Consider the following 21,861-nt stretch of genomic DNA (forward strand, 5'->3'; position numbering starts at 1 on the left):
ACGCCGTGTCGATAGTCGAGGATGTCGGCGCGCAGGTCCGCGCCGCTGCCGAGGAGCTGCCGCTCGGTCTGGTCGGCCAGGCGCTCGAGAAGTTCGGCCTGGCCGGCGAACGGCTTCGATGGGTACGCCAGGAATCGGCCAACCCGATGGGGGTGCCGGAGCTCTCCGCCGCCACCGAGCACCTCGAGTCCGCCGGGTACGCGCTGCGGCTGGCCCAGGAACAGCTCGCGGCGTACCTGGCCGCGATCGGGCTCGGCGCCGACGGTGCCGGGCCGGCGCGTGAACCCGGCTCCGAGCGGCCCCGGCACGACGCGCCCCGGGACGCGGCCCCGGTCGTCGTACCGTCGCAACCAGCCGAGCAGGTACGGCTGCGACGGTGGTGGTCGGTACGGGTGGCGGAGCTGACCGGGGGCCCGGAGAGCGCCGACGAGCCGGACGAGCGGATCACCGACTCCGCCGAGCTGCTGCGCCGGGTGGCACGCGGGGTACGCGCCGGTGACCGGGACCGGCTGCGTACCGAGCTGCGCCGGGCGCACGCCGACGTCGGGCTGGGCCTGGCCGCGCTCACCCCGCCGCTGCTGCGTGACCTGGCCTCCCAGCTGCTCGGGCACCCGCCCCGCGCCGATGATCTGAACCGGCTGCGCGGCGAGCTGGACGGCCGCGTACGGGACCTGCTGCCCGGTCTTCCGGCCCCGGCGCTGGAGACGCTGCTGGCCCGGGTGTGCCGCATGCCCCCGCCGCGCCGGTCCGGGGAGGCGCCGCACGCCGCTGACTCCGCGGTGGCCGGCGGGGTGCTGACCGGCGTGCTCCTCGCCCGCCTCGGCCGGGATCTGCCCGCTGACCCACCGAGCCGACCTGGCACGGACGAGGCGGCGCCGGCGGGCGGGCGCGACAGCGGGCGGGCGGGCGGCGAGCGGACCGGACGCGCCGATCCCGGTCGCGGTGGGCAGGCATTCGGGCGAGCCGCCTCGGGCGGGTCCGCCGGCGCCCGGCCCGACCGTGCGCCGCTGGGCGGGCCGGCGGATCGGGCGCCGGCGGGCGCGGGCACCCGATCGACCCGGACGGGCCCGTGGGCCGACGCGCCGCGACGCCGGGGTAGCGATGGCTGACCGGCGCGCGCAGCTGGTCAGCCGGGTCCGGGACACGCTCGCCGACGCACTCGGCGCGGCCCGCACCCGGCTCTTCGCCGCCCAGACGGACCTGACCGCCGGGCGGGAACGGCTGTCCCGCGTTCGCCGGGCCGCCGCCGAGGTGCCGGAGCGGGTCGGCGCGGAACGGGACCGTCGCCTCGCCGAGATCGACGAGCGGCACGCCGCTCGGATCGCCGAGCTGGCCGGCCGGGCCGCCGAAGCCGCCCGGTGGGAGGCGCCGGGCGCCGCCGCCGAGGAGTGGTCCCGCTGGCACGCCACGCCCGCCGAACGGTCCGAGCCGCCCGGCCCGCTGCGGGTCGGCACCCTCGGCATCCCGGGCGCCGAGCCGGTGCCGGCCCTCGTGCCGCTGCTCGACGCGGGTCACGTCGAGCTCTCCGGCGCCGACCGGGACGGCTGCGACGCGGTGGTCTCCGCGCTGCTGCTGCGTGCCCTCGGCCGGGCCGACGCCGGTGCCGTCCGGCTGATGGGGTACGACCCGGAGCATCTGGGTGGGGGGCTGGCCGGTTTCGCCCCGCTCGGCACGGCCGGACTGCTCACCTTCGTCGGGCCGGGTGGCCTCAGCCGGCTCCTCGACGACCTGGTCGAGCAGATCCGCCGGATCAACGAGACGGTGCTGGCCGGCGAGCACAGCTCGCTGCGGGAGTTGGCCGCCACGACCGGCCGCCGGCCTGAACCGTGGCGGGTGGCGGTTCTGCTCGGCGGCGACGAGTTGTCCCGCCACGAGCGCGGCCAGCTCGACCGGGTGGTCCGCACGGGCGCCGCGTGCGGGGTGCACCTCGTGGTCCGGGGGGTGGCGTTGCCGGACCACCCGACGGTCACCAGGCTGGTGGCCGAGCCGGACGGCGCGCGTATCGGAGGTCCACCCGGCCTGCCCGTCGCGCTCGACCCGTCGCCGCCGGCGGCGCTGGTCACCGAGACCTGCCGGGACGTGGCGGCGCGGGTGAACGCCGGCCCGCCGCCGGCCCCGTTCACCGACCTGCTGCCGCCGCCGGAGCGGATGTGGCGGGAGGACTCGGCCACCGGACTCAGCGCGCCGATCGGCGAGGGGCCGCGCGGTCGGCCCGTGCTGCTGACGTTGGGCGACTACCCGCCGCACGCGCTGATCGGCGGCCCGTCCGGCACCGGCAAGACCAATCTGATCTTCGCCTGGATCGGGGCGCTCGCCGCCCGCTACTCCCCCGCCGAGCTGGAGTTCTACCTGCTCGACTTCAAGGAGGGGGTGTCGTTCGCCCGGTTCGCGCAGGGCCGGCGTGACCCCAGCTGGCTGCCGCACATGCGGCTGGTGGGGATCAACGTCAACACCGACCGGGAGTTCGGGCTCGCACTGCTGCGGTTCCTCGCCGAGGAGCTGCGCCGGCGCGCCGACGCGGCGAAGAAGCACGAGGTCACCAAGCTCGCCGAGCTGCGCGCGGTGGACCCGACCGGCCGTTGGCCGCGGATCGTGGCGGTGGTCGACGAGTTCCAGATGCTGCTCGCCGGGCGGGACGTCGTCGCCCGGGAGGCCGCCGATCTGCTGGAGGACCTGGCCCGCCGGGGCCGCTCGCAGGGCATCCACCTGGTGCTCGCCTCGCAGGACGTACGCGGGATCGAGGCGCTGTGGGGGCGGCCGGCCCTGGTCGCCCAGTTCACCCTGCGGATCGCGCTGCCGAAGGCGCTGCGGATCCTCGCCGAGCGCAACGACGCGGCTCAGTCGCTGCCCCGCTGGCATGCGGTCATCAACGCCGAGTCGGGGCTGCCGGAGGGGAACCAGGTGGCCCGGATCCCGTCGGCCAGTGACTGGGAGACGTGGAGCGGCCTGCAGCATCGGCTGTGGCGGATGCGCCCGCAGGACGCCGCGCCGGCCCGGCTCTTCGACGGCGACGCGATTCCCCGCCTGGTCGACGCGCCGGACTTCCGCGCGCTGGCCCCCGGCGACGGTACGAACCGTGGCCCGGTCGCGCTGCTCGGCGAGATCATCGACGTGCAGGCCCGCTCGGCGGCGCTGCGGCTGCCCCGAGCGCCGGGACGGAACCTGGCGGTGCTCGGCACCCGGGTCGACGAGGCGTGCGCGGTGCTCGACGCGGCGGCCCGCTCGCTGGCGCGGCAGCACCCACCGGGCACCGCCCGGTTCTCCATCGCCTGCCTCGACCCGGACGCCGATCCGATCGCCCGTGCCCTCTACGAGGACCTCGCCGACGACGCCGCCTGGTACGACGAGGAGACGGTCCCCGAGTTGATGGCCGAGACCGCGGACGGGTTGGACACCTCCGCCGGGGACCCGCACTACCTGCTGCTGTTCGCGGTGGACGCGGCGGCCGGCGCGCTGGCCGCCCGGGTCGGTCGGCGGACCGGGCTGGAGCAGCTGCGCCGGATCCTGCACGACGGGCCGGAACGGCGTACCCACGTGCTGGCCTGGTGGCGGGGCGTGGCGCGGATGCGCGCGGATCTCGGCGGCCCGGCGGCGCGCACGGACCAGATCGGCGCCTGGGTGGCGCTCGACACGCACGGCGGCGAGCTGGGCTCCTCGCTGTATCCGGGCACCGGCGGCCCGGACTGGTATCCCCGCCCGTGGCGTGGGCTCTTCTTCGACCGGGCCGTGCACCGCACCGGCCAAGTGATCATCCCCTATGGACCATCGCGATGAACCAACCAGTCGCCAGTGAGACGTACGCGGCGCAGGTGCGCAGGCTGGCCGACCTCAGCGCCCGCGTGCACGCCCAGCGGGAGGAGGCGCAGACCTGGCACGAACGGCAGTGCGCCGCCGCCCGACGAGCCGTCGCCGAGGCCGAGGAGCAGGTCGCACACGCCGAACGGGAGCTGGCCGAGGCGCGGCAGCTCCAGGAGCGGGTGGACGCGGAGGCGGCGCACCTGTGGCAGCTGCTGCGCGAGCGACTCGGCGCCGCCGGACGGCGGCTGGCCGGCCCGCCACCGCCCACGTCGGGCGTGGACGGCGACCCGGTGCTGCTGCTGGGCCGGGTGCGCGAGCTGCTCGACCGCACCCGCCAACCGGGTGAGCTGCCCGGCTCGGTCAACCCGCTGCTCGCCGCCTGCGGGGTGGCCGGCGCCGTGCTCGCGTACGCCCTCGGCGCGGGCGCCCGCGCGGCCGGGGTGGGCTACGGCGGCGACCTGGCGGTCGGGATGCCGGTGCTGGCGCTGGTGGTGACGTTGCTCGGCCCGCTGGTCGGGCTGGTGCCGGCGAGGGTGCTGGCCGACCGGCGGAACGCCGTGCTGGGGCCACGCCCGATCACCGTGGTGCTGGCCGCCGGAGTGGTGGCCACCGTGATACTGCTGGTCCTCTTCCGCTGACCGGCGCGACGGCGTCGAGCGGGCGGCTGCCCCGGCCGGGCGGTACGCGGCGGCTGATCGCGGCTCAGGCGGGAACGACCACCGCTTCGCGGAGCAGGCGGCGGGCCAGGACGAGCCGGTCGGCGTCCTCCGCCAGGCCGGGCAGGTCGCCGACCCGGCCGACCGTGCCGGTGAGCAGGGCGCGAACCGCCGCTTCGCACTGCGCCGGCAGCGTGACGCTCCGGTCGAACAGCCGCAAGACCACCCGGTCCGCACCCTCGGGGGCCAGCTGCCAGCGCAGCCCGGGGCGCAGGGTGAGCCGGCTGTCGGCGTTCAGGGTCTCGATCGCGGCGGCCTGGGCGAGCGGGCGGATCGGCGCCGGCCGGGCGGCCGGCCAGGCACGTCGGCGCAGCCCGGCGGCGACCGCCGCCGGATCGACGCGCAGCAGCCAGTCCCGCAGCGCCTCGACCGTCTCGGTGAGTTCCGGTTCGATGGCGTCCGGGTCGGCCACGTCCGTGCCGAGCGGCAGGCCGGCACGCAGCCGGCGGTCCTCGACGGCGAGCGCCAGCAACTCCTCGACCAGCGCGTAGCGGGTCAGGGCGCGTACGCCCACGGTCAGGTGCAGCGAGCTGTACTCCTGCGCCTGCGCGCTGTGCAGCCAGCCGCGAGGCAGGTAGAGCGCGTCACCGGGGGCGAGCACCACGTCGAGTGCGGCCGGCCCCTGCGCGGTGGCGGCGACCTCGTCGGCCCGGCCGCCCCACGGCTGTTTCTCGAGCGGGTCGGGCAGCACCGGCGGGTGGATCCGCCAGTGTTTGCGGCCGTCCACCTGGAGCACGAAGACGTCGTGGGTGTCGTAGTGGGTGGCGAAGCCCTGGTTCCCGGCCGGGGTGAGGTACGCGTTGACCTGCAACGGCTGGCCGAGTGCGAGACCCAGGTCGCGGGCGAAGTCGATCAGCGGTGGCCAGGTACGGTGCAGACCCTGCAACACCAGGGTCGCGCCGGCCGCGTACTGCTCCAGCACCCGCTCGTCGAGCACCTGGTCGCCGATCTCGGCCCCGGCGCCACCGCCACCGGTCCAGCGTCCGGGCGGCACGAGTTCGCCGTCGCGGGCGATGCGCAGGAAGGGCGTACGCAGGCCGCGCCGGCTGAGCAGCTCGTCGGCGTCGGCGGGGCTGAACAGGTCGGTGAAGCCGGACGGGTCGGGCAGCTCGTCGGCACGGGAGAGCAGCGGGGTCTGGCCCCAGTGCGCGGCGGCGAACTTCGCCGGTTCGACGGCCACACACCGGGCCAGCGCCGTCGACCCGGTCGTGGACGGCGCCGCCGGGCGGCCGTGGCCGCCCGGCGGGTCGATGCGCGTCATCACCATTCGTCAGCGAGCGCTGCCGTCGGCGCCGCCGTCCTGCTTGCCCGGCGTCGCGCCACCGTCGGCCGGGCCCTCGGCGCCACCGTCCGCGCCGCCGTCCTGCTTGCCCGGCGTCGCGCCCCCATCGGCCGGGCCCTCGGCGCCACCGTCCGCGCCGCCGTCCTGCTTGCCCGGCGTCGCGCCCCCATCGGCCGGGCCCTCGGCGCCACCGGCGCCGCTGGTGGTCATGTCGTCGTCGCTGAGTGCCATCGGTGCTCCCTCGTGCCGCCCCGCCGTACGCAGGGGATCATCGTGCAGCGAGTGCTACCCCTGCGCTCGCTTGCCTAACCTCACGGTAGACGTCCGGATTGGCGGGCACGGGCGGTTCCCGGTGAGCCCGGCGCCACGACGAGGCACGCCCGAGCGGGCGGTACCCAGCGGCGCGCGGCCGCCCACCCGGCACGCGGTCTCCGACGGTGGCAGGATGAGCCGGACGGTGCAGGAGGTGTCGATGACCGAGCCGACGGTGACTCCACTCGAACCGGTGACCGAGGACCGGCGGCGCGCCGTGGCCGTGGTGGCCCACCCCGCTGACCTGAAGTTCGACACGGCGGCGGCGGTGGCCCGTCGGACGGGCCGGGCAAGCGGGTCGTCTGCTGGTAGGCCACCGATGATCCTGCTCGGCACGTCGGGCTGGCAATACCGCGACTGGCGGGGCCGGTTCTACCCGGCCGGCCTGCCGCAACGGCTCTGGCTGGAGCACTTCGCCGGGCGGTTCGCCACGGTGGAGGTGAACAACGCCTTCTACCGGCTGCCGGAACGGGACACGTTCGCGGCGTGGCGGGCACGTACGCCCGACGACTTCTGCGTGGCGGTGAAGATGAGCCGCTACCTCACCCACATCAAGCGGCTGCGCGAGCCGGCCGAGCCGGTGGCGAGGTTTCTCGACCGGGCCACTGCGCTCGGCGACCGGCTCGGGCCAGTGCTGCTGCAACTGCCGCCCACCCTCGCGGCGGACGTGCCGGCGCTCGACTGTGCCGAAGGGACGGGCTTCAGGTGAGCCGCGCCCCGGCGGGGTGAGCCGCCCGCCCCCGGATCGGGGCGGGCCGGCGTCACCTCACGGCATCATCCTGGCCAGATCCCGGGGCATGGTGTCCTTGACGTCGTCCCACTCGCCCTGGGTGACGTGCCGGCGCAGGGTGTCGAGCACCACCTGCACGACCCGCTCGGTGCCGCCCTCCACGTCGTACGGGAAGCCCTGCCGGACCTCGTAGAGGAAGTCCTCACGGTTGAGCTTCACCGGCACGTCGGACGGCTTCCACCCGTCGAAGTAGATGCCGCGCACCACTATCGGCAGCTGCTGCGCGAACTCGACGCTCTCCTGCACCGGCATCCGGTCCCGCAGCAGATGCAGCACGGTCCGCAACGCGGCGTACGACTGGTTGCGCTGCTCCTTGGGCCAGCCGTAGGCGTTCTCGATGTCCTTCAGGATCAGGTTCGTCTTGTCCAGCGAGGACTCGATCGCCGATATGAACTGCTCAGCCATCTTCCCACCCCCGTTCCTCGTTGACCCAGCGTCGGTCGTCGTCGCGGCGCGGCGGCCCCGCCGGGCCACGCCGGTGCCGCATCGGGCTCCGTCGGCCTGCCTGCCGGGCTCCTCGTGCGTCGCCGGACGCGCCGACCACACGCAGCACGGCCCCGCGTCGAGGATCCGCCACCACCCGAGCCGTCATTCCCGGTCACCTCCTCGTGATGCGTGGGTCGGTCCACCGACCGCACGCGATCTCCACGGTGTCGTCCGGGCGGGTGAGTCGTCTTCACCCCGCACGGGTGAGCCGCTGCTCGCGATTGCGGCGGCACCGCGCGATCGGCAGTGGCGGGCAGTGCCCGACCGGCGTCAGGCCACGCCCAGCAGGCCGGCGAGGCTGGTCGCATTGGTCTGCGCGTAGTCGCGGTAGCAGTTGTTCATGAGCACGTGTGTCTGCTGGGCGGAGTCAGAAAGCTCCCGCAGCTTCGGCGCCCAGTCACGCAACTCGCGCTCGGAGTAGCGGTAGCCGAACTTCTCGTGGATGTCGGTGCTCGTCCACTTGTCGCTGTGCCCGTGGAACCGCATCACCGCCAGGTCCGCGGTGGCCGCCAGCACCGGTGGTACCGACGAACGGTGTCCCTGGGGCATGTCCACGCAGACGTACGGCAGTCGGTGCGTGCGGAGGAACTCCAACGTCTCGTCCCGGTTGTCCCCGTCGAACCAGGAGGCGTGCCGGAACTCGTACACCGGCCGCAGCGGCGCGCAGCGCTTCGCGACCTCCAGCAGGTACTGCTTGTTGTCCCGCTTGATGGTGAACCAGGGCGGGAACTGGAACAGCAGCGCACCGAGCTTCCCCGCGTCGACGAGCGGGTCGAGCGCCGAGAGGAAACGCGTCCACACCTCCTCGTACGCCTGCGGGGTCAGGTCGTCGGGATAGACGTTGCGCTTCTCGGTCTGCGGTCGCAGGTCCTTGTACAGGGCACTGACCTTGGTCGGATGCCCGGTCAGCAGGCTGAACGCCTTGACGTTGAAGGTGAAGCCGGCCGGGGTGCGCTCGGCCCAGAGCCGGGCGGTGCGCTCGGCCGGCGGGGAGTAGTAGGTGGCGTCCACCTCGACCAGTGGAAACTGCCGGGCGTAGTACGCCAGCCGCTTCTCCGGTGTGTCCGCGGTCTGCGGATACCAGCCGGAGTCCAACAGGGTCCGGTCGGTCCAGGAGGCGGTGCCCACCTTGATGTCACCCATGGGTGGAGTTCACCGCGCTTCGGACCGACCGGCAACCGTGAGGACCTCGTCAGGCCGCCCGCCGCTCGCGGGTCTGCTTGCAGGAGACGCAGGTGGTGGCCGACGGGAAGATCTCCAGCCGTTCCACGGGGATCGGCGACGTGCAACCCTCGCAGAAGCCGTAGGTGCCCTCCTCCAGCCGGGCGAGCGCGTGTTCGTACTGGGCACGGCGGTCGAGGATGGTGCGCAGCAGCGATTGCGCGGTGTCCCGCTCGGCGGTCTTGGTGCCGCTGTCGGCCTGGTCGTCGCCGGCGGTGTCGCCCACCTCGACCAGCCGCAGCACCTGGCTCTGCAGCACCGCCTGCTCGTACTCCGCGGTCAGCTCGTCGTAGCGCGCTTGGAGGGACTGCCGGATCTGGCCGACCTCCGCCTCGGTCCGACCCGTTCCTACCGTGTCGTGGACGAGCATGGCTGCCCTGCCTTTCCTGGCTTCTGGTCAACCGGGGGCCCGGCGCACGGATGCCCCGGTCACGGTCGCGTCCGACGCACGGGCGATCACCCGTGCTCTGTGAGCCGGGCGAATACCCGCCGGATCAGGCGATCAAACCGGTGATTTACCGGACACCCGCGGTCGTTCGGGGCGCCGCTTCAGGCGGGCTGAGAGCTCTCGACGAGGGCGGGGTGGCGGGGGTCGTCGACGCGTACCACGACGTCGGCGAAGGAGGCCGGGTCGACCTCGGTGGCGTACCTGTCGAACGCCGGCAGCGTCCACAGCTGCTCGGCGTCGGTGCGCCGGCGCAGCGCCGCCGGGGAGAGCACCAGGTGGACGGTGACGTCGAAGGGCAGGCCGCCGCCGAGCAGCAGCGGACCGCTGACCAGCAGCACGCCGCCGGGCGGCAGTTCGACGTACGCCGCCCGGCTGGCCCGGTCGGCCGCGGCGTCCCAGAGCGAAGGCAGCACGTGACCGGTGCCTCCGGGCCCGGCCGGGTCGAGCACCTCCCGGCGCAGGCCGGCCTCGTCCACCCAGCCCAGGTAGTAGGAGTCCGGATTGGTACGGCCGTGTTCGAGCCGGACGGAGGCGGGACGCAGGAAGTTCTCGGCGCGTACGTGCAGCACCGGGCGGCCCCGGGCGCGCAGCGGGTCGACCAGTGCGGCGGCCAGTTCGTCCGGTCGCGCGGCGTCCGGCCCGTCGATGCCGACCCGCAACCGGCCGGGAGGTACGGCGGCGGGCCGGTCGGGCTCTTCGAGACGGGCGGCCTGCTCGGCCAGCCGGTCGGTCAGCTCGGTGACGAGTCGCTCGGGCGAGATGGGGCGGATGCGCACGCCGACCATCCTGCCCGGTGGCCGGCGCGGTCAGCCGCTGCGGTCGAGGGTGACCCGGGCGTCGTCGGCGAGCCGGTAGCCGACTCCGTAGACCGTGGTGACCAGCGGCACGTCCACGCCAACCTTGCCGCGCAGCCGCCGGACGTGCACGTCGACGGTTCGTACGCCGGCGTGCTCGTAGCCCCAGACGGCGTTGAGCAGTTGCAGCCGGGTGAAGACCCGGCGGGGGTGGGCGACGAGGTGCAGGAGCAGGTCGAACTCGAGGCGGGTCAGCGGCAGCGGCTCGCCGTCGCGCAGCACCGAGCGGGACGAGGCGAGGATGTGCAGGCTGGGGACGGCTGCGGCGAGCGCGCGGGAGGCGGCGCGGTTGGCCGGCACGTCGACCCGTCGATCGACGGCGGGGGCCGGGACGCCGGACACGGTGGCCTCACCCCGCTCGATGAGCTCGCGGGCGGCCTCGAGGAGCCGCCGGGCCGGCGGGGTCAGCGATTCCTCGCACGCCAGTGGAATGGAGAGGGTGACGGTGAGCATCGGCGCGGGGGTGTTCGCCGGGCGGCGCTGCCCGCCGGGGGGTCGACCGGGAACCGCGGGTTGGGCCGTATGCCATCCGGCGCGCGACGAGGCGGGGCTGACCGACATGGTCCTCCTTGGCTGGTCGGGGATCTCCCCACGGCCCGGGACGCCGCCTTATCGATGTTTCCCGGCAGCCGTGCGAGGGTCAAGAGGCCGCTACGTTGCATGAATGTGACATTTGACGAACACATCGGAGCCGAATGCTCGCTCTGCGTACGAGGCTTGATGATTGCAGAGCCGTCCGGATGACCCGATACGGGGGGTACCTGCCGGGTTCACATTCGACTTTCGTGCCAGGCCGGGCGGAGGGCATCCGGCCTGGGCACGTTCCCAAAGGGACCGACCGTCACGCTGGTGGGACAGCGGCGGTGATCGGGGGCCGAAGCGGCGACCGGGGCAGCGGGGTCGGACCGAGGGCGGGCAGACCGGCGAGACGCCAGGCGACGAACCCGCCGACGACGTCGGTGGCGCGCCGCAGCCCAGGTCCCGCAGCGCGCGGTGGCCGCGAGCGAGGAGGTGGAGCGCTCCTGGCAGAGGATCTGCCGGGCCCGGTCACCGCTGGACGGGCGACTCCACCCGGTAACCCGGCACCGACGGCCAGCGGACGGTGAGCACCACCGACTCATGCTCGGCGTACCACGAGTGATCGACGCCGGGGCCCCACACCACGTAGTCGCCGGGCGAACCGAGCACCACCGTGCGGTCACGCAGCTCGACCCGGAACCGGCCGCTGATCAACACCAGCAGGGCCGTACGCCGCTCTCCGGTCGCCCAACGGGCGCGCGTCTCGCCCCGCGGGTGCACTCCCCACTTGACCTCGACGTCGGTGCTGTGCCGGACCTCGTCCGGCGGCATGAAGTGCCCGAGCAGCCAACCGGCGTTGGTGGCCCCGTCGACCCCGGCGTTACCCACGTAGACCGTCTCGTCCATCACCCTGTTCCCCCCACGCGCCGCAGACCGTACCAAGAGCGACGGCGCCGACCCTTGGGGCCGGTGAGTGGGCCCGCACGCACGGCGCGGCCGGGGCGACGCCCGGCGCGACCTCGTCCGGCGCCCGCGACGCGGCGCGGCGGTCAGGCGAGGCATCCGCGCGCGAGCCGCGGTCCGGCCGGGTATACATGGGCGGTGGAAGACCCGCTCCCCGAACAGATGCGTACAGCGGCCAGCGCGCTGCTGGCCGCGCTCGACGAGCCGGCGAGGGCCGACGCCTCGTACCGCTTCGACGACACCGACGCCCGGCGCTGGCTGGAGTACCGCCCCCGGCCACGGCCGGGCGTGTGCCTGGACGACCTGGACCGGTCCGGGCGCAAGGCCGCGCACCGGCTGCTGGCCACCGCCCTCAGCCCCGCCGCGTACGCGCAGGCGATGGCGATCGTCGCGCTGGAGGAGGTGCTGGACCGGGCGGAGGGGTGGCGCCGGGGCCGGCACAGCGGTGACTACTGGGTGGCCGTCTTCGGCGACCCGGCGCGCGACGACCGCTGGGCCTGGCGGTTGGAGGGTCACCACCTGTCGGTCAGCATGACCGTGGTGGACGACCAGGTCTCCCCCGCCCCGATCTTCTTCGGGGCGAACCCCGCAGCCGTCCGCCACGCCGGGCACCCGGTCTCCCGCCCGCTCGGCGTCGAGGAGGACCTGGCCCGGGCGCTGCTGGACGCGGTGGGCCCGGCCGCGCGTGCGGCAGCGATCATCGCCGACGACGCGCCCGACGACATCATCAGCGCCACCCGTCCCCGGGTGGACGGCCCGTTGGCGCCGCTGGGCGTGCCGGCGGACCGGCTCGGCCCGACCGGCCGGGCACTGCTGGATCAGCTGCTCGCCGTCTACCTGGATCGGCTCCCGCCGGAGCTGGCGATCCGCGAGGCACGCCGGCTCGACCGCCGCGAGCTGCACTTCGCCTGGGCCGGCCCGACCTGTCCCGGCTGGCGGCACTACTACCGCATCCAGGGCGACGACCTGCTGATCGAATACGACAGCACCTCCGACGACGGCAACCACACGCACACCGTCCTGCGCCGCCCGGCCAGCGACTTCGGCCACGACGTGCTCGCCGCCCACCACGCCGACGCCCATCCCCGAGGCTGACCGCACGCCCGTCGGCAGGCGAATCAGGCCCGGTGTGCCTCGATGAGGAAGCGGCGGGCGTGCGCGACGAACGGGCCATCGTCCCGGATGCGGCGGTGCAGCGCGTGCAGCTCGCGACGGTACCGGTCGACGGTGAAGCCGGGGACCGTCCAGACGACCTTGCGCAGAAACCACACCACCGCGGCGATGTCGTGGAACACGGTGCGCAGCGTCGCCTCCCGAAGGTCCACCACGGTCAGCCCAGCGTCCCGCGCGGCGGACACCGCCCGGTCCGGCCGGCGTTCGACGGGTTCGGGCAGCGGCCCGAGGATCGCCTCAGTTCCCGTACGGTGCCCGGCCCGATCTGCTGGGACAGGAACGTGCCGCCAGGCCGGAGCACCCGGGCGGTCTCCGCCCAGTCGGTGCGTACCGGGTGCCGGCTGACGACGAGGTCGAAGCTGGCGTTCCGGAAGGGCAGCGGAGCGTCCGGAGTCACCGCGACGACGGTGGCGCCGAGCGGGCGTAGGGTCCGCCGGGCGATCTCGACGTTGGGGGGCCAACCCTCGGTGGCCACGAGCACCCGCGGCGGCTGCGGTACCTCCGCGAGCACCTCCCCGCCGCCGGTGTCGACGTCCAGCGCCGCTTCGGCGGTCGCCATCCGGGCCGCGACCAGCCGGGCGTACCGCCACGGCGGACGCTCCTCGGAGGCGCGGCCGGCGAGCCAGTCGAACGCCCAGCCCTCGACGGGCGCGGCGGCGCCCTCCACCACCAGTCGGTCGAAATCCCGGTCGGTATCCACCCGCGCACGGTGCCGTGGCCTGGTCCGGCCCGCAACGGCTTTTCGGTCCGGGGCGAGAAGGGTGCCGCTCGGGACGGTTCGCGCCGCCGAGCCGTACGCGAGGGCGATGCGTCAGGGGCGGGGACGGATGATCTCCGTGCTCGACCCGGACACCCCGCCCAGGGCGTCGAAGGTCGTCGCCTCGGCCCGGCCCTCGTCGAACCGGCGCACCAGCCGGGCGCCCAGCCGTACCCCCACCGCGCCGATGGCGAGCGCCACCAGCTCGGTCCCGAGCAGCACGGGCGACGCGCCGTTCTGCGGCGAGTCGGCCCGGATCAGGCAGGCGAGCAGGAACAGCCCGGCCATCGCCAGGTTCACCAGGTTGAAGGTGATCGCGGTGTGCCGGGTGCGGTCACCGGGCACGTCCCACAGGTCGACCATGCCGGCCACCGCGGCGAGGGCGGCGGCGACCAGGGCAGCCACCGCGCTCCAGTAGCCGACCTCGCCGAGGAACGCCGGCCCGCCGAGCACGTCGGCCAGGTCGAAGATGACGGCGCTCACGAAGAGCCCGTACGGGAACGTCACCAGCATCGGTTGGATCGGGTGCCCCTGGACCCGCAGCCGGCTCTGCATCGTCGCCTCCCCGGTCGGACGATTGGTGAGCCCAGGGTGCTACCCGGGCGCACGCGGGGTGAAACGACGCGAGACCGGAGAAGGGTGCGCCGCGGCTCAGTTCTCCCGGGCGCGGGAGACCGTACGGACCAGCCGTTCCGCCACCTCCCGCAGCGGTATGTCCAGCGAGGCGGCGGCGCTGCGCAGCACCTCCAGCGCCTCCTCGGCCGGACAGCCACGCTGGGTCATGATCACTCCGATCGCCTGCCCGACCACTCCGCGGTCCAGCAGGGAGGCGTCCCGCTCGTCGGCGACCTCGATCTGCCGGGCCCGGTCCCGGACGGCGGCCAGCAGCAGGCCGGCGTGTTCCGCGAGCAGCATCGCGGTGAGCTGGTGCTGGGTGGTGAGCACGTCGGTGGCCCCGGCGTACAGGTTGATCGCGCCGAGCACCTGGTCGTCGACGTCGAGCGGCGCGGAGATCACGCCGTGCACGCCCAGGTCGACCGCGCGGGGCGTCCAGTCCGGCCAGCGCCGCTCGCGGCCGAGGTTCTCCGACAGCACCATCTCCCGGCGTCGGATCGCGTCCATCGACGGCGAGTCGGGGCCGTACCGTAGGTCGTCCAGACCGGCGAGCCGCGGATCGGAGGCCGCCGCAGCGGCCGGCTGGCCGGCACGCAGCGCGGTGAACCCGCAGAAACTCACCCCGGCCACGGCGTCCCGGGTGATCCGGACGAGCGCGCCCAGCGCCTCATCGAAATCGGTCACGGCTATCAGGCCTGCGGTCAACTCCCGCAGCAGCGCGGCAGTCTCCAGCACGCCGACGGTGGGCACCGCCGGCTGGTCGGTGTCGAGGTTCACGGGCGTGCAGCCCCCGCCCCACGGCCTGTCACGGCACGCCCGGCCGGTGCCATCACCTGTGTCATGTCTGCTCACTCCCGAGTCTTCGGACCCGCCCTACTACCCGGCGTTACCTGGGTCGAAACGGGCTGAAACGCAGGTCCGGCCGGCGATGCCGGCGCCGGCCGGACGCTGCGGCGTCAGCGCGAGGCGCCGGTGAGCCGACGCCCGACGGAGGCGATCAGCCGGTCGAGTTCCGACCCGAACGGGTTGTCGTGCACGAGGTACGTCCAGGTGGCGCTGGGCCGCATGAGCTTCGCCTCGTCCGGCTCCCAGTCCTCATCGAAATCGGTCTCGGTGAAGGTGGCGATCGTACGCGCCTCGATCTCCGGGACCAGCTCGTTGAACGCCGGCACGGCGGCCCGGTGGAACTCGTCCAGCGGGTCCAGCCGGCCCAGCGCACGCAGGTGCACGCCCTCGCGCACCTCGGAGAGCTCGGCGAGATGCTCGGCCCAGAGCCGGTCGAGGTGGTAGAGCGCGATCGAGCGGGCAACCCGCGCGAGCAGGTCCTCGTCCATCTCGCCGGCCTTCTCGGGCACCTTGTCGAGCAGCATGAGCGCGGCCACGTCGGTGGTGAGCAGCCGCTCGCGCCGCTCGGCCAGGGCCTTGCGCTGCTGCTCGATCACGACGCTGTAGCGCCACGTGTTGCGGTGGATCTCGTGGTTGACGCCTTCGGCGACCCGCTGGGCGTGCTCGACCGCGTAGTCGACCTGCTCGTCGGTGACCAGACCGTCGGCGTTCATCCGCGGCGACGGCGGCACCGCGTCGGCGGCGTGCCGGACGACCAGGTCGTCCTCGAGGCTCACGAAGAACACCGAACCGCCCGGGTCGCCCTGCCGGCCGGCCCGGCCGCGCAGCTGGTCGTCGACCCGGCGGCTGTCGTGCCGGCCACTGCCGATCACGTACAGACCGTTCAGCTCGGCCACCCGCTCCTGGTCCGCCTGGTCGCTCCCGCCGAGGCGGATGTCCACGCCGCGGCCGGCCATCTGGGTGGAGACGGTCACCGCGCCGTAGGCACCGGCTTCGGCGATGATCGCCGCCTCCTCGTCGTCGTTCTTGGCGTTGAGCACCACACACGGCACACCGGCGGCGTGCAGACCGGCGGCGAGCTGCTCGGACTCCTTGACGTCGAGGGTGCCGACCAGCACCGGCCGCCCGGCGGAGTGGCAGCGTTTGATCTCGTCGATCAGCGCCTCCTCCTTCTCCGCCCGAGTGGCGTAGATGCGGTCCGGCTCGTCCTCGCGGATGCAGGGGGTGTTCGGTGGGATCACCGCCACCTCCAGGCCGAAGAACTCGCGCAGCTGGTCGCCCACGAGCACCGCGGTCGCGGTCATGCCGCAGACCTTCGGGTAGAGGGCGATGTACGCCTGCACGGCGATGGTGCCCAGGACCTCACCCTCGGCGGTGGCGTCCAGCCCCTCCTTGGCCTCCACCGCGGCCTGGAGCCCGTCCGGCCAGCGGCGGCGCTGGGCCACCCGGCCGCGCATCTCGTCGATCAGCTCGACCGAACCGTCCCGGACGATGTAGTCCACGTCACGGTGCAGCAGCGCGTGCGCGTGCAGTGCCACGTTCACGGCGGAGAGCTGCTCGACGTGCTCCTCGTCGTACAGGTCGATGCCGAGCTTCGCCTCCACGGCGGCCAGCCCAGCGGACGTGAACGCCACGCTGCGGCCGTCCTCGGCGACGGTGTAGTGCCTGCCCTTGCGCAGCCCGCGCACCAGCGCGGCGGCGGCGTGCACCGGGTCCTGCTCGCCGGGCACCGCGCCGGCGAGCACCATCGGCACCCGCGCCTCGTCGATCAGGATCGAGTCGGCCTCGTCGACTATCGCGGTGGACAGCGGCGGCTGGACCCGGTCGTCGATGTCGGTGACGAGCTGGTCGCGCAGGTAGTCGAAGCCCGCCTCGCTGACCGCGACGTACGTGACGTCACAGGCGTACGCCTCGCGGCGCTCCTGCGGCGTGGAGGCCTCGTTGACCCAGCCCACGGTCAGGCCGAGCAGGGTGTAGACCGGCTCCATCCACTGGGCGTCACGACGGGCCAGGTAGTCGTTGACGGTGAGCACGTGCACCGGCCCGTTGCCCATCCGCACGTGCCCGTACGCCGCGACGGCGGCGGTGAGCGTCTTGCCCTCGCCGGTGGCCATCTCGGCGACCTTGCCGGAGAGCAGCGCCATCGCGCCGAGCAGCTGGACGTCGTACGGCCGTTGGTCGAGCCCGCGGTGGGCGGCCTCCCGGCCGATCGCGCAGATCTCCTCGTAGCCCGTGGCCTGGCCGGCGGCCTCGGTGAGTTCGGCGTCGTCCAGCGCGCGGAGGCCTTCCTCCCGCGCCTCGATCGCCGGCAGCAGCTTCTCCAGCGGGGCAAGGTCAACCGTCGTCCCCGGGCGCTGGAGGAACCGCCGGAACCTGCTCTTGAACCGTTGCGACACACCCATGAGCGGCAACGGTACGCGAACCGGGGCGGCTTCCGCGTCCCGCCCGGGCGGCATGTCGGATCCGGGCGGTGACCAGCCGGTCACACCGCGAGGACGACCTGCAGCTCCTGCCTGCGACGTTCGGCGAGATCGGTCAACAGGACGGGGGCGTCCTCGAACGGCACCACCGCCGTGACGAGGTGCTTACGGATCAGGTCGCCGTACGCGCGCACCAGGTCGATCGTCTCGGCCGAGAGCCGCTCCCGGTCCCAGACCGGGACCAGGCCACGGGGAACCCGTCCGATCTGGGCGCACCGGACGGACAGCCCGTTGTGGTGGAATTCCTCGCCCAGCCGGACGGCGTCCGCTCCGGCCTGGTAGAAGGCCAGGTCGATCACCGTGCCCTGCGGGCGCAGCAGGCGCAGCGCCAGGCGCAGTGCCCAGGCCTGACCCCGGCACTGGAACACGACGTCGGCGCCCCGGTCGCCGGCGGTGTGCGCCCAGCGGGTCTTGAGCACCACGGCCGGATCGTCCGCGTCCGGGTCGAGGGTCTCCAGGCCGAGCGCCTCGGCGACCTGCCGGCGCTGCGGCGTCGGGTCGAGCACCACCACCGAGGCCGCGCCGTGCCGCCGGGCGAACAGCGCGGTGAGCAGCGCCACCACGCCGCCGCCGACCACCGCGACCCGGCGCCCGCGCACCCCGTCACCGAGCGACCGCACGTCGGTGCCGTGCAGGTCGGCCGCCGCGTGCAGCAGCCCGTTGGCGCAGATCGGGCCCATGTGGGCGACGTAGACGCCGAGCAGCGGATCCAGGTCGTCGGGCAGCGGCACGAAGCGCTCGGCGACGGGGTCGGCGACCCAGCCGGTGCGGTGGCCGTACGTCATCGCGCCCACGGCGCCCTCGGCGACGGCGGGGGTGGCGCTCTCCACCACCTGGGCCACCTGCATGTAGCCCAGCCGGGTCACCGGGTACGGGGTGCTGGGCGTGCCGGGCCGGAACAGGCCGAGGTCGGCGTCCCAGGTGACGTGGAGGTAGGGGTTGGTGCCCTTGACGTAGCTGAGCTCCGTGCCCGCGGAGACGCCACTGAACAGGGTGCGCGCCCGGAACGTGCCCGGACGCAGCGGCGCGGGGTCCTGCTCGACCAGGCCCACCCGCCCGGGCGCCTCCACCACGACCACCCGGTCACGCATCGACGGTCACCCCGGTGCTCTCCACCGGCGCCGCGGCCGGCCCGTCGAGTCGTACCGGCCCGCCGGCGCGGGCCGAGTCGGCCAGCGCCAGGGCGAGCCGGTGGGTGGCCAGCGCCTCCGCGTACGGGACGCGCACGTCGTGGCCGAGACCGCGGACCGCGTCGACGAAGGCGCGATCCACCGCCACCCGGGCGCTCTCCGGGTCTGCGGGCAGCCGCCGCTCCCCGTCGGCGTCGCAGACCAGCAAACCCTCCTCGGTCAGGGTCAGCGCCAGGCCGTCGGCGAGGATCTCCAGGCCCGCGCGGTGCTTCCATCCGAGCACGCAGGCGGTGCTGAGGGTGCCCACGGCGCCACCGGCGAAGCGCAGCGTGGCGGCGGTCACCGAGTCGACGTCCGCCCCGTCGACCGGCGGTGGGGCGCCGTCGCCGTAGGCGGTCACCTCGGTGGCCTCCCCGACGAGCACCCGGATCAGGTCCAGCACGTGGGCGGCCTGCTCGACCACCGGGCCACCGGAGCGGTCCCGCCGGCACCACCACTCGACCGGCGGCACCTTGTCCCACCAGGCGCCCGAGACCATCCGGACGGTGCGACCGGCGAGCAGGTCCCGCGCCTGCTGCACCACCGACAGGTACCGCCAGTGGTGGCCGACCGCGGTGAGCAGCCCGCGCCGGGCGACCAGGTCCGCGATCCGCTCGGCGGTGACCAGGTCCACCGCGACGGGCTTCTCCACGAACATCGGGACCCCGGCGGTCACGACGGCCTCCTCGACCGGGCCGTGCGCGAAGGGCGGTACGCAGACGTAGACCGCGTCGGGCCGGGCCGCGAGGAGAGTGTCGACGTCCGGGAACGTCCGGACACCGTGCAGGCCGGCGAGCGCGGCGGCCGCGGCTGGCCGCACGTCGGTGACCCCGACAAGTTCCGTGTCCGCGAACCCGGCCAGCACCCGGGCGTGGCGCTGCGCCACGCCACCGGCCCCGACCAACCCCACCCGGCACCTGTCCATCGACCTCGCCCCCTCCGCCCGGCCCTGCAGCTCGTGCGGCAAGCACTCCCCATCCGGGCGGGCGACCAAACGTCCATCGGGTGCGATCCACGGCGGGAACGCCGCGTTCAAGCCGTTAGGCATGATTGGTTAGCGCGAGGGTGACGGTGGGAAGAAGACGTTCGTTCTCGGCCACGATCTGGGGGTGTGCCCGTGCGGGAAACTGATTCGAGCGTCTCACCGGTGGTGGAGGCGTGGGCCACCTACCGGACGACCTCGGCAGCCGACTGGAACGCCCGACGGCTGTTGCGGGCCAAGGGTGACAGTCGGGTGAGCGTGGTACTGCCCGCCCGCAACGAGGAGGCGACCGTCGGCGCGATCGTGTCGACGATCCGCGAGCATCTGATGGACCGGGTCGCCCTGGTCGACGAGCTGATCGTGGTGGACTCGCGGTCGACGGACCGGACCGCGCAGGTGGCCCGGGCCGCGGGCGCCGAGGTGGTCAGCCAGGACGCGATGACCCGTGGGCTGCCCCGGCTGGCCGGCAAGGGCGACGCGCTCTGGTCCGGTCTCGCCGCCGCCGAGGGGGACGTGGTGGCCTTCGTCGACGCCGACCTGCGGGAGTTCCGCCCGCACTTCGTGACCGGCCTGCTGGGCCCGTTGCTGACGGATCCGTCGGTCGATTTCGTCAAGGGCTTCTACCACCGGCCCCTGGTCGGTACGGCGAGCGTCGAGCCGGACGGCGGCGGGCGGGTGACGGAGCTGATGGCCCGGCCGCTGTTGAACCTGTTCTGGCCCGAGCTGGCGGGCTTCGTGCAGCCCCTCGCCGGTGAGTACGCCGGTCGGCGCGACGTGCTCGCCCAGGTGCCCTTCGTCTCCGGGTACGGGGTGGAGACGGCGATGCTCATCGACCTGCTGGAGCTGGTGGGGCTCGACGCGCTGGCCCAGGTCGACCTCGGTGAGCGCAAGCACCGGCATCAGGACACCGCGGCGTTGGGCCGGATGTCCGCGCAGATCCTGCTGACCGTCTGGTCCCGGCTGCAGCGGCGCGGCTGGGCGGCCCCCGGCTTCGACCCGACCCCGCTGCTGACCCAGTTCCGCCGGGGCGGCTCGGAGGGGCTGCCGAACCTGGAGCGGGAGATCGTGGTCAGCGACGTGTCCGTCCAGGAGCGGCCGCCCCTGGCGGAGCTGCGGCACCGGGTGCCGCGCCGGCGAGTGGCGGCGGCGTGAGCGCCCGGCCGGCTCGGCGAGGCCGCCGCAGGGTCACCGGCCGGGTGAGCGGCAGGCCGACCGGCGGCGCGGGCACGACCGGCGACGCCGCCCGGGAGAGGAGCCGGGCCCGATGAGTCTCACCGTCCTGATGAACGCCGGTCCGTGGCTGTCGGTGCCGCCGCCCGGCTACGGCGGCATCGAGAACGTGATCGCGACCCTGGTGCCGGAGCTGCGCCGCCTCGGCGTCCGGGTGGTGCTCGCCTCGGTGGCCGACAGTGCGCTGTCGGTCGACGAGTTGGTGTCGGTCTTCCCGGACGGCCAGTTCGGTGCTCTGCAACGGCCGTACAACCAGGTGTGCGGGGTCGCGCAGGCGCACCTGGCCGGGGTGGTCCGGGAGCTGCACGCCCGTGACGACATCGACCTGGTGCACGACCACGTCGAGGCCGTGGGGCTGGCCACGCTCACCGCCATGGGTCCGGACGGACCACCGGTGCTGCACACCCTGCACTGGGATCTGACCAAGCATCCGGCGCTCTACGGCGAGCTCGACGGCGGGGACCGGGTCCGGGTGAACGGGGTCTCCGCGTCGCAGCTGGCCCGCGCGCCGCGCGCGTTGCAGGACCACTCGGTGGGGCACGTGCACCTGTCCACCCCGCTCGCGGTGGGCGCCGACCGTCGGCCCCGGCCGGAGAAGGGCGAACACGTGGTCGTGCTCGGCCGGATCAACCCGGGCAAGGGACAGGACGTGGGCGCCCGGCTCGCCCGGCAGGTGGGCTTTCCGCTGGTGCTGGCCGGGCCGGTCGGGCCGTACCACCGGCCGGAGGACCTCGCCGCCGCCGGCGAGGAGGCGCGACAGAACCCGGACGTCCGCTTCTTCTACGACGAGGTCGCTCCGTACGTGGACGGGGACCTGGTCCGCTGGGTCGGCACGGTCGCCGGACGGGAGCGCGACGAACTGCTCGCCGGGGCTCGCGCGGCGCTGTTCCCGCTGCGCTGGGAGGAACCCGGCGGGACGGCCGTGGTCGAGGCGCTGGCGTTGGGCACCCCGGTGGTCGCCACCGCTCGGGGCTGCCTGCCCGAACTCGTCGAGCACGGCCGCACCGGGCTGCTCACCACCGCCGAGGAGGAGCTGGGCGAGCTCGTGCTGGCTGCCGGCCTGCTCGAGCCGGACGAGTGCCGCCGGGAGGCGGTGGCCCGCTTCACCCCGGCCGTGATGGCCGAGAGGTACCTCGCCCTCTACGAACGGGTCCGCCACCTGCGGCCGGCTGCCGACCTTCAAGCGGCCTGATCCCGGCTCGGCAGGGGCCGGCGATCCG

At 74.3% G+C, this 21,861-nt stretch carries 20 protein-coding genes and 1 pseudogene; 7 read left to right on the forward strand and 14 right to left on the reverse strand.

The annotated features are described in order from the left end of the window. The first annotated feature begins 5 nt into the window (after positions 1–5). From BXA10_RS23730 to BXA10_RS23740, 3 genes are read left to right on the forward strand one after another with little or no spacing between them, the layout of a single operon-like run. Positions 6–1,109, forward strand: coding sequence for a serine/threonine-protein kinase (locus BXA10_RS23730; RefSeq protein ID WP_076473041.1), 1,104 nt, complete (start codon positions 6–8; stop codon positions 1,107–1,109). Beyond that, the gene (locus BXA10_RS23735) at positions 1,102–3,774 is read left to right on the forward strand and encodes an FtsK/SpoIIIE domain-containing protein (RefSeq protein ID WP_076473099.1); all 2,673 of its coding nucleotides are present in this window, start codon (positions 1,102–1,104) and stop codon (positions 3,772–3,774) included. Before BXA10_RS23730 ends, BXA10_RS23735 begins: the two co-directional genes overlap by 8 nt. Beyond that, entirely contained in the window at positions 3,771–4,436 is a 666-nt protein-coding gene (locus BXA10_RS23740; RefSeq protein WP_076473042.1) for a hypothetical protein, read from the forward strand. Before BXA10_RS23735 ends, BXA10_RS23740 begins: the two co-directional genes overlap by 4 nt. A gap of 64 nt (positions 4,437–4,500) precedes the next feature. Here the strand turns inward: BXA10_RS23740 and BXA10_RS23745 are convergent, their stop codons facing one another. Together BXA10_RS23745 and BXA10_RS23750 are read right to left on the reverse strand one after the other, a co-directional pair. Further along, positions 4,501–5,775, reverse strand: coding sequence for a cupin domain-containing protein (locus BXA10_RS23745; protein WP_076473043.1), 1,275 nt, complete (start codon positions 5,773–5,775; stop codon positions 4,501–4,503). 9 nt (positions 5,776–5,784) lie between these two features. After that, on the reverse strand, positions 5,785–6,027 hold the full coding sequence (locus BXA10_RS23750; protein WP_076473044.1) for a hypothetical protein: 243 nt from the start codon (positions 6,025–6,027) through the stop codon (positions 5,785–5,787). 214 nt (positions 6,028–6,241) lie between these two features. On the opposite strand from BXA10_RS23750, the gene BXA10_RS32265 reads away from it, so the two are divergent. Continuing rightward, complete coding sequence (locus BXA10_RS32265; RefSeq protein WP_245828416.1) at positions 6,242–6,817, forward strand: DUF72 domain-containing protein; 576 nt, start codon at positions 6,242–6,244, stop codon at positions 6,815–6,817. A gap of 57 nt (positions 6,818–6,874) precedes the next feature. On the opposite strand, the gene BXA10_RS23760 is transcribed toward BXA10_RS32265, so the two are convergent. The 6 genes from BXA10_RS23760 to BXA10_RS23790 form a co-directional block, all read right to left on the reverse strand. Continuing rightward, positions 6,875–7,303, reverse strand: a complete 429-nt coding sequence (locus BXA10_RS23760; RefSeq protein ID WP_076473045.1) for a DUF2267 domain-containing protein — start codon at positions 7,301–7,303, stop codon at positions 6,875–6,877. 351 nt (positions 7,304–7,654) lie between these two features. Then, entirely contained in the window at positions 7,655–8,527 is an 873-nt protein-coding gene (locus BXA10_RS23770) for a DUF72 domain-containing protein (RefSeq protein ID WP_076473047.1), read from the reverse strand. A gap of 49 nt (positions 8,528–8,576) precedes the next feature. Beyond that, positions 8,577–8,975, reverse strand: coding sequence for a TraR/DksA family transcriptional regulator (locus tag BXA10_RS23775; protein WP_076473048.1), 399 nt, complete (start codon positions 8,973–8,975; stop codon positions 8,577–8,579). 179 nt (positions 8,976–9,154) lie between these two features. After that, complete coding sequence (locus BXA10_RS23780) at positions 9,155–9,829, reverse strand: nucleoside/nucleotide kinase family protein (protein ID WP_076473100.1); 675 nt, start codon at positions 9,827–9,829, stop codon at positions 9,155–9,157. 30 nt (positions 9,830–9,859) lie between these two features. After that, positions 9,860–10,468 (reverse strand): winged helix-turn-helix domain-containing protein, encoded by a 609-nt coding sequence (locus tag BXA10_RS23785; RefSeq protein ID WP_076473049.1) that lies wholly within the window; start codon positions 10,466–10,468, stop codon positions 9,860–9,862. Positions 10,469–10,954: 486 nt separating this feature from the next. Beyond that, positions 10,955–11,332: a cupin domain-containing protein gene (locus tag BXA10_RS23790; RefSeq protein WP_076473050.1), complete on the reverse strand. Its 378-nt coding sequence runs from the start codon at positions 11,330–11,332 to the stop codon at positions 10,955–10,957. A gap of 195 nt (positions 11,333–11,527) precedes the next feature. Between BXA10_RS23790 and BXA10_RS23795 the strand changes: the two genes are divergently transcribed. Next, entirely contained in the window at positions 11,528–12,484 is a 957-nt protein-coding gene (locus tag BXA10_RS23795; RefSeq protein ID WP_076473051.1) for a DUF3500 domain-containing protein, read from the forward strand. 23 nt (positions 12,485–12,507) lie between these two features. On the opposite strand, the pseudogene BXA10_RS23800 reads toward BXA10_RS23795, so the two are convergent. The 6 genes and pseudogenes from BXA10_RS23800 to BXA10_RS23825 form a co-directional block, all read right to left on the reverse strand. Beyond that, a pseudogene (locus BXA10_RS23800) lies at positions 12,508–13,262 on the reverse strand (class I SAM-dependent methyltransferase). 111 nt (positions 13,263–13,373) lie between these two features. After that, on the reverse strand, positions 13,374–13,874 hold the full coding sequence (locus tag BXA10_RS23805) for a DUF2231 domain-containing protein (RefSeq protein WP_076473052.1): 501 nt from the start codon (positions 13,872–13,874) through the stop codon (positions 13,374–13,376). Between the two features lie 96 nt (positions 13,875–13,970). After that, positions 13,971–14,711 (reverse strand): GAF and ANTAR domain-containing protein, encoded by a 741-nt coding sequence (locus tag BXA10_RS23810; protein ID WP_076473053.1) that lies wholly within the window; start codon positions 14,709–14,711, stop codon positions 13,971–13,973. 179 nt (positions 14,712–14,890) lie between these two features. Continuing rightward, complete coding sequence (secA2, locus tag BXA10_RS23815; protein WP_076473101.1) at positions 14,891–17,182, reverse strand: accessory Sec system translocase SecA2; 2,292 nt, start codon at positions 17,180–17,182, stop codon at positions 14,891–14,893. Between the two features lie 80 nt (positions 17,183–17,262). After that, a complete protein-coding gene (locus tag BXA10_RS23820) occupies positions 17,263–18,351 on the reverse strand; it encodes a zinc-binding dehydrogenase (RefSeq protein WP_076473054.1) in 1,089 nt (362 codons plus the stop codon). Further along, positions 18,344–19,354 carry a Gfo/Idh/MocA family protein gene (locus tag BXA10_RS23825; protein ID WP_076473055.1) on the reverse strand — a complete coding sequence of 337 codons (1,011 nt, stop codon included), beginning with the start codon at positions 19,352–19,354 and terminating at the stop codon, positions 18,344–18,346. Before BXA10_RS23825 ends, BXA10_RS23820 begins: the two co-directional genes overlap by 8 nt. A 225-nt stretch (positions 19,355–19,579) precedes the next feature. Between BXA10_RS23825 and BXA10_RS23830 the strand changes: the two genes are divergently transcribed. Both BXA10_RS23830 and BXA10_RS23835 read left to right on the forward strand, forming a co-directional pair. Next, the gene (locus BXA10_RS23830; protein WP_245828418.1) at positions 19,580–20,563 is read left to right on the forward strand and encodes a glucosyl-3-phosphoglycerate synthase; all 984 of its coding nucleotides are present in this window, start codon (positions 19,580–19,582) and stop codon (positions 20,561–20,563) included. A 112-nt stretch (positions 20,564–20,675) separates the two neighbouring features. After that, the gene (locus BXA10_RS23835) at positions 20,676–21,833 is read left to right on the forward strand and encodes a glycosyltransferase (protein ID WP_076473056.1); all 1,158 of its coding nucleotides are present in this window, start codon (positions 20,676–20,678) and stop codon (positions 21,831–21,833) included. The last annotated feature ends 28 nt before the right edge of the window (positions 21,834–21,861 follow it).

The organism is Micromonospora avicenniae, from assembly GCF_900156065.1.
In the GTDB taxonomy this organism is placed as follows: domain Bacteria; phylum Actinomycetota; class Actinomycetes; order Mycobacteriales; family Micromonosporaceae; genus Micromonospora; species Micromonospora avicenniae.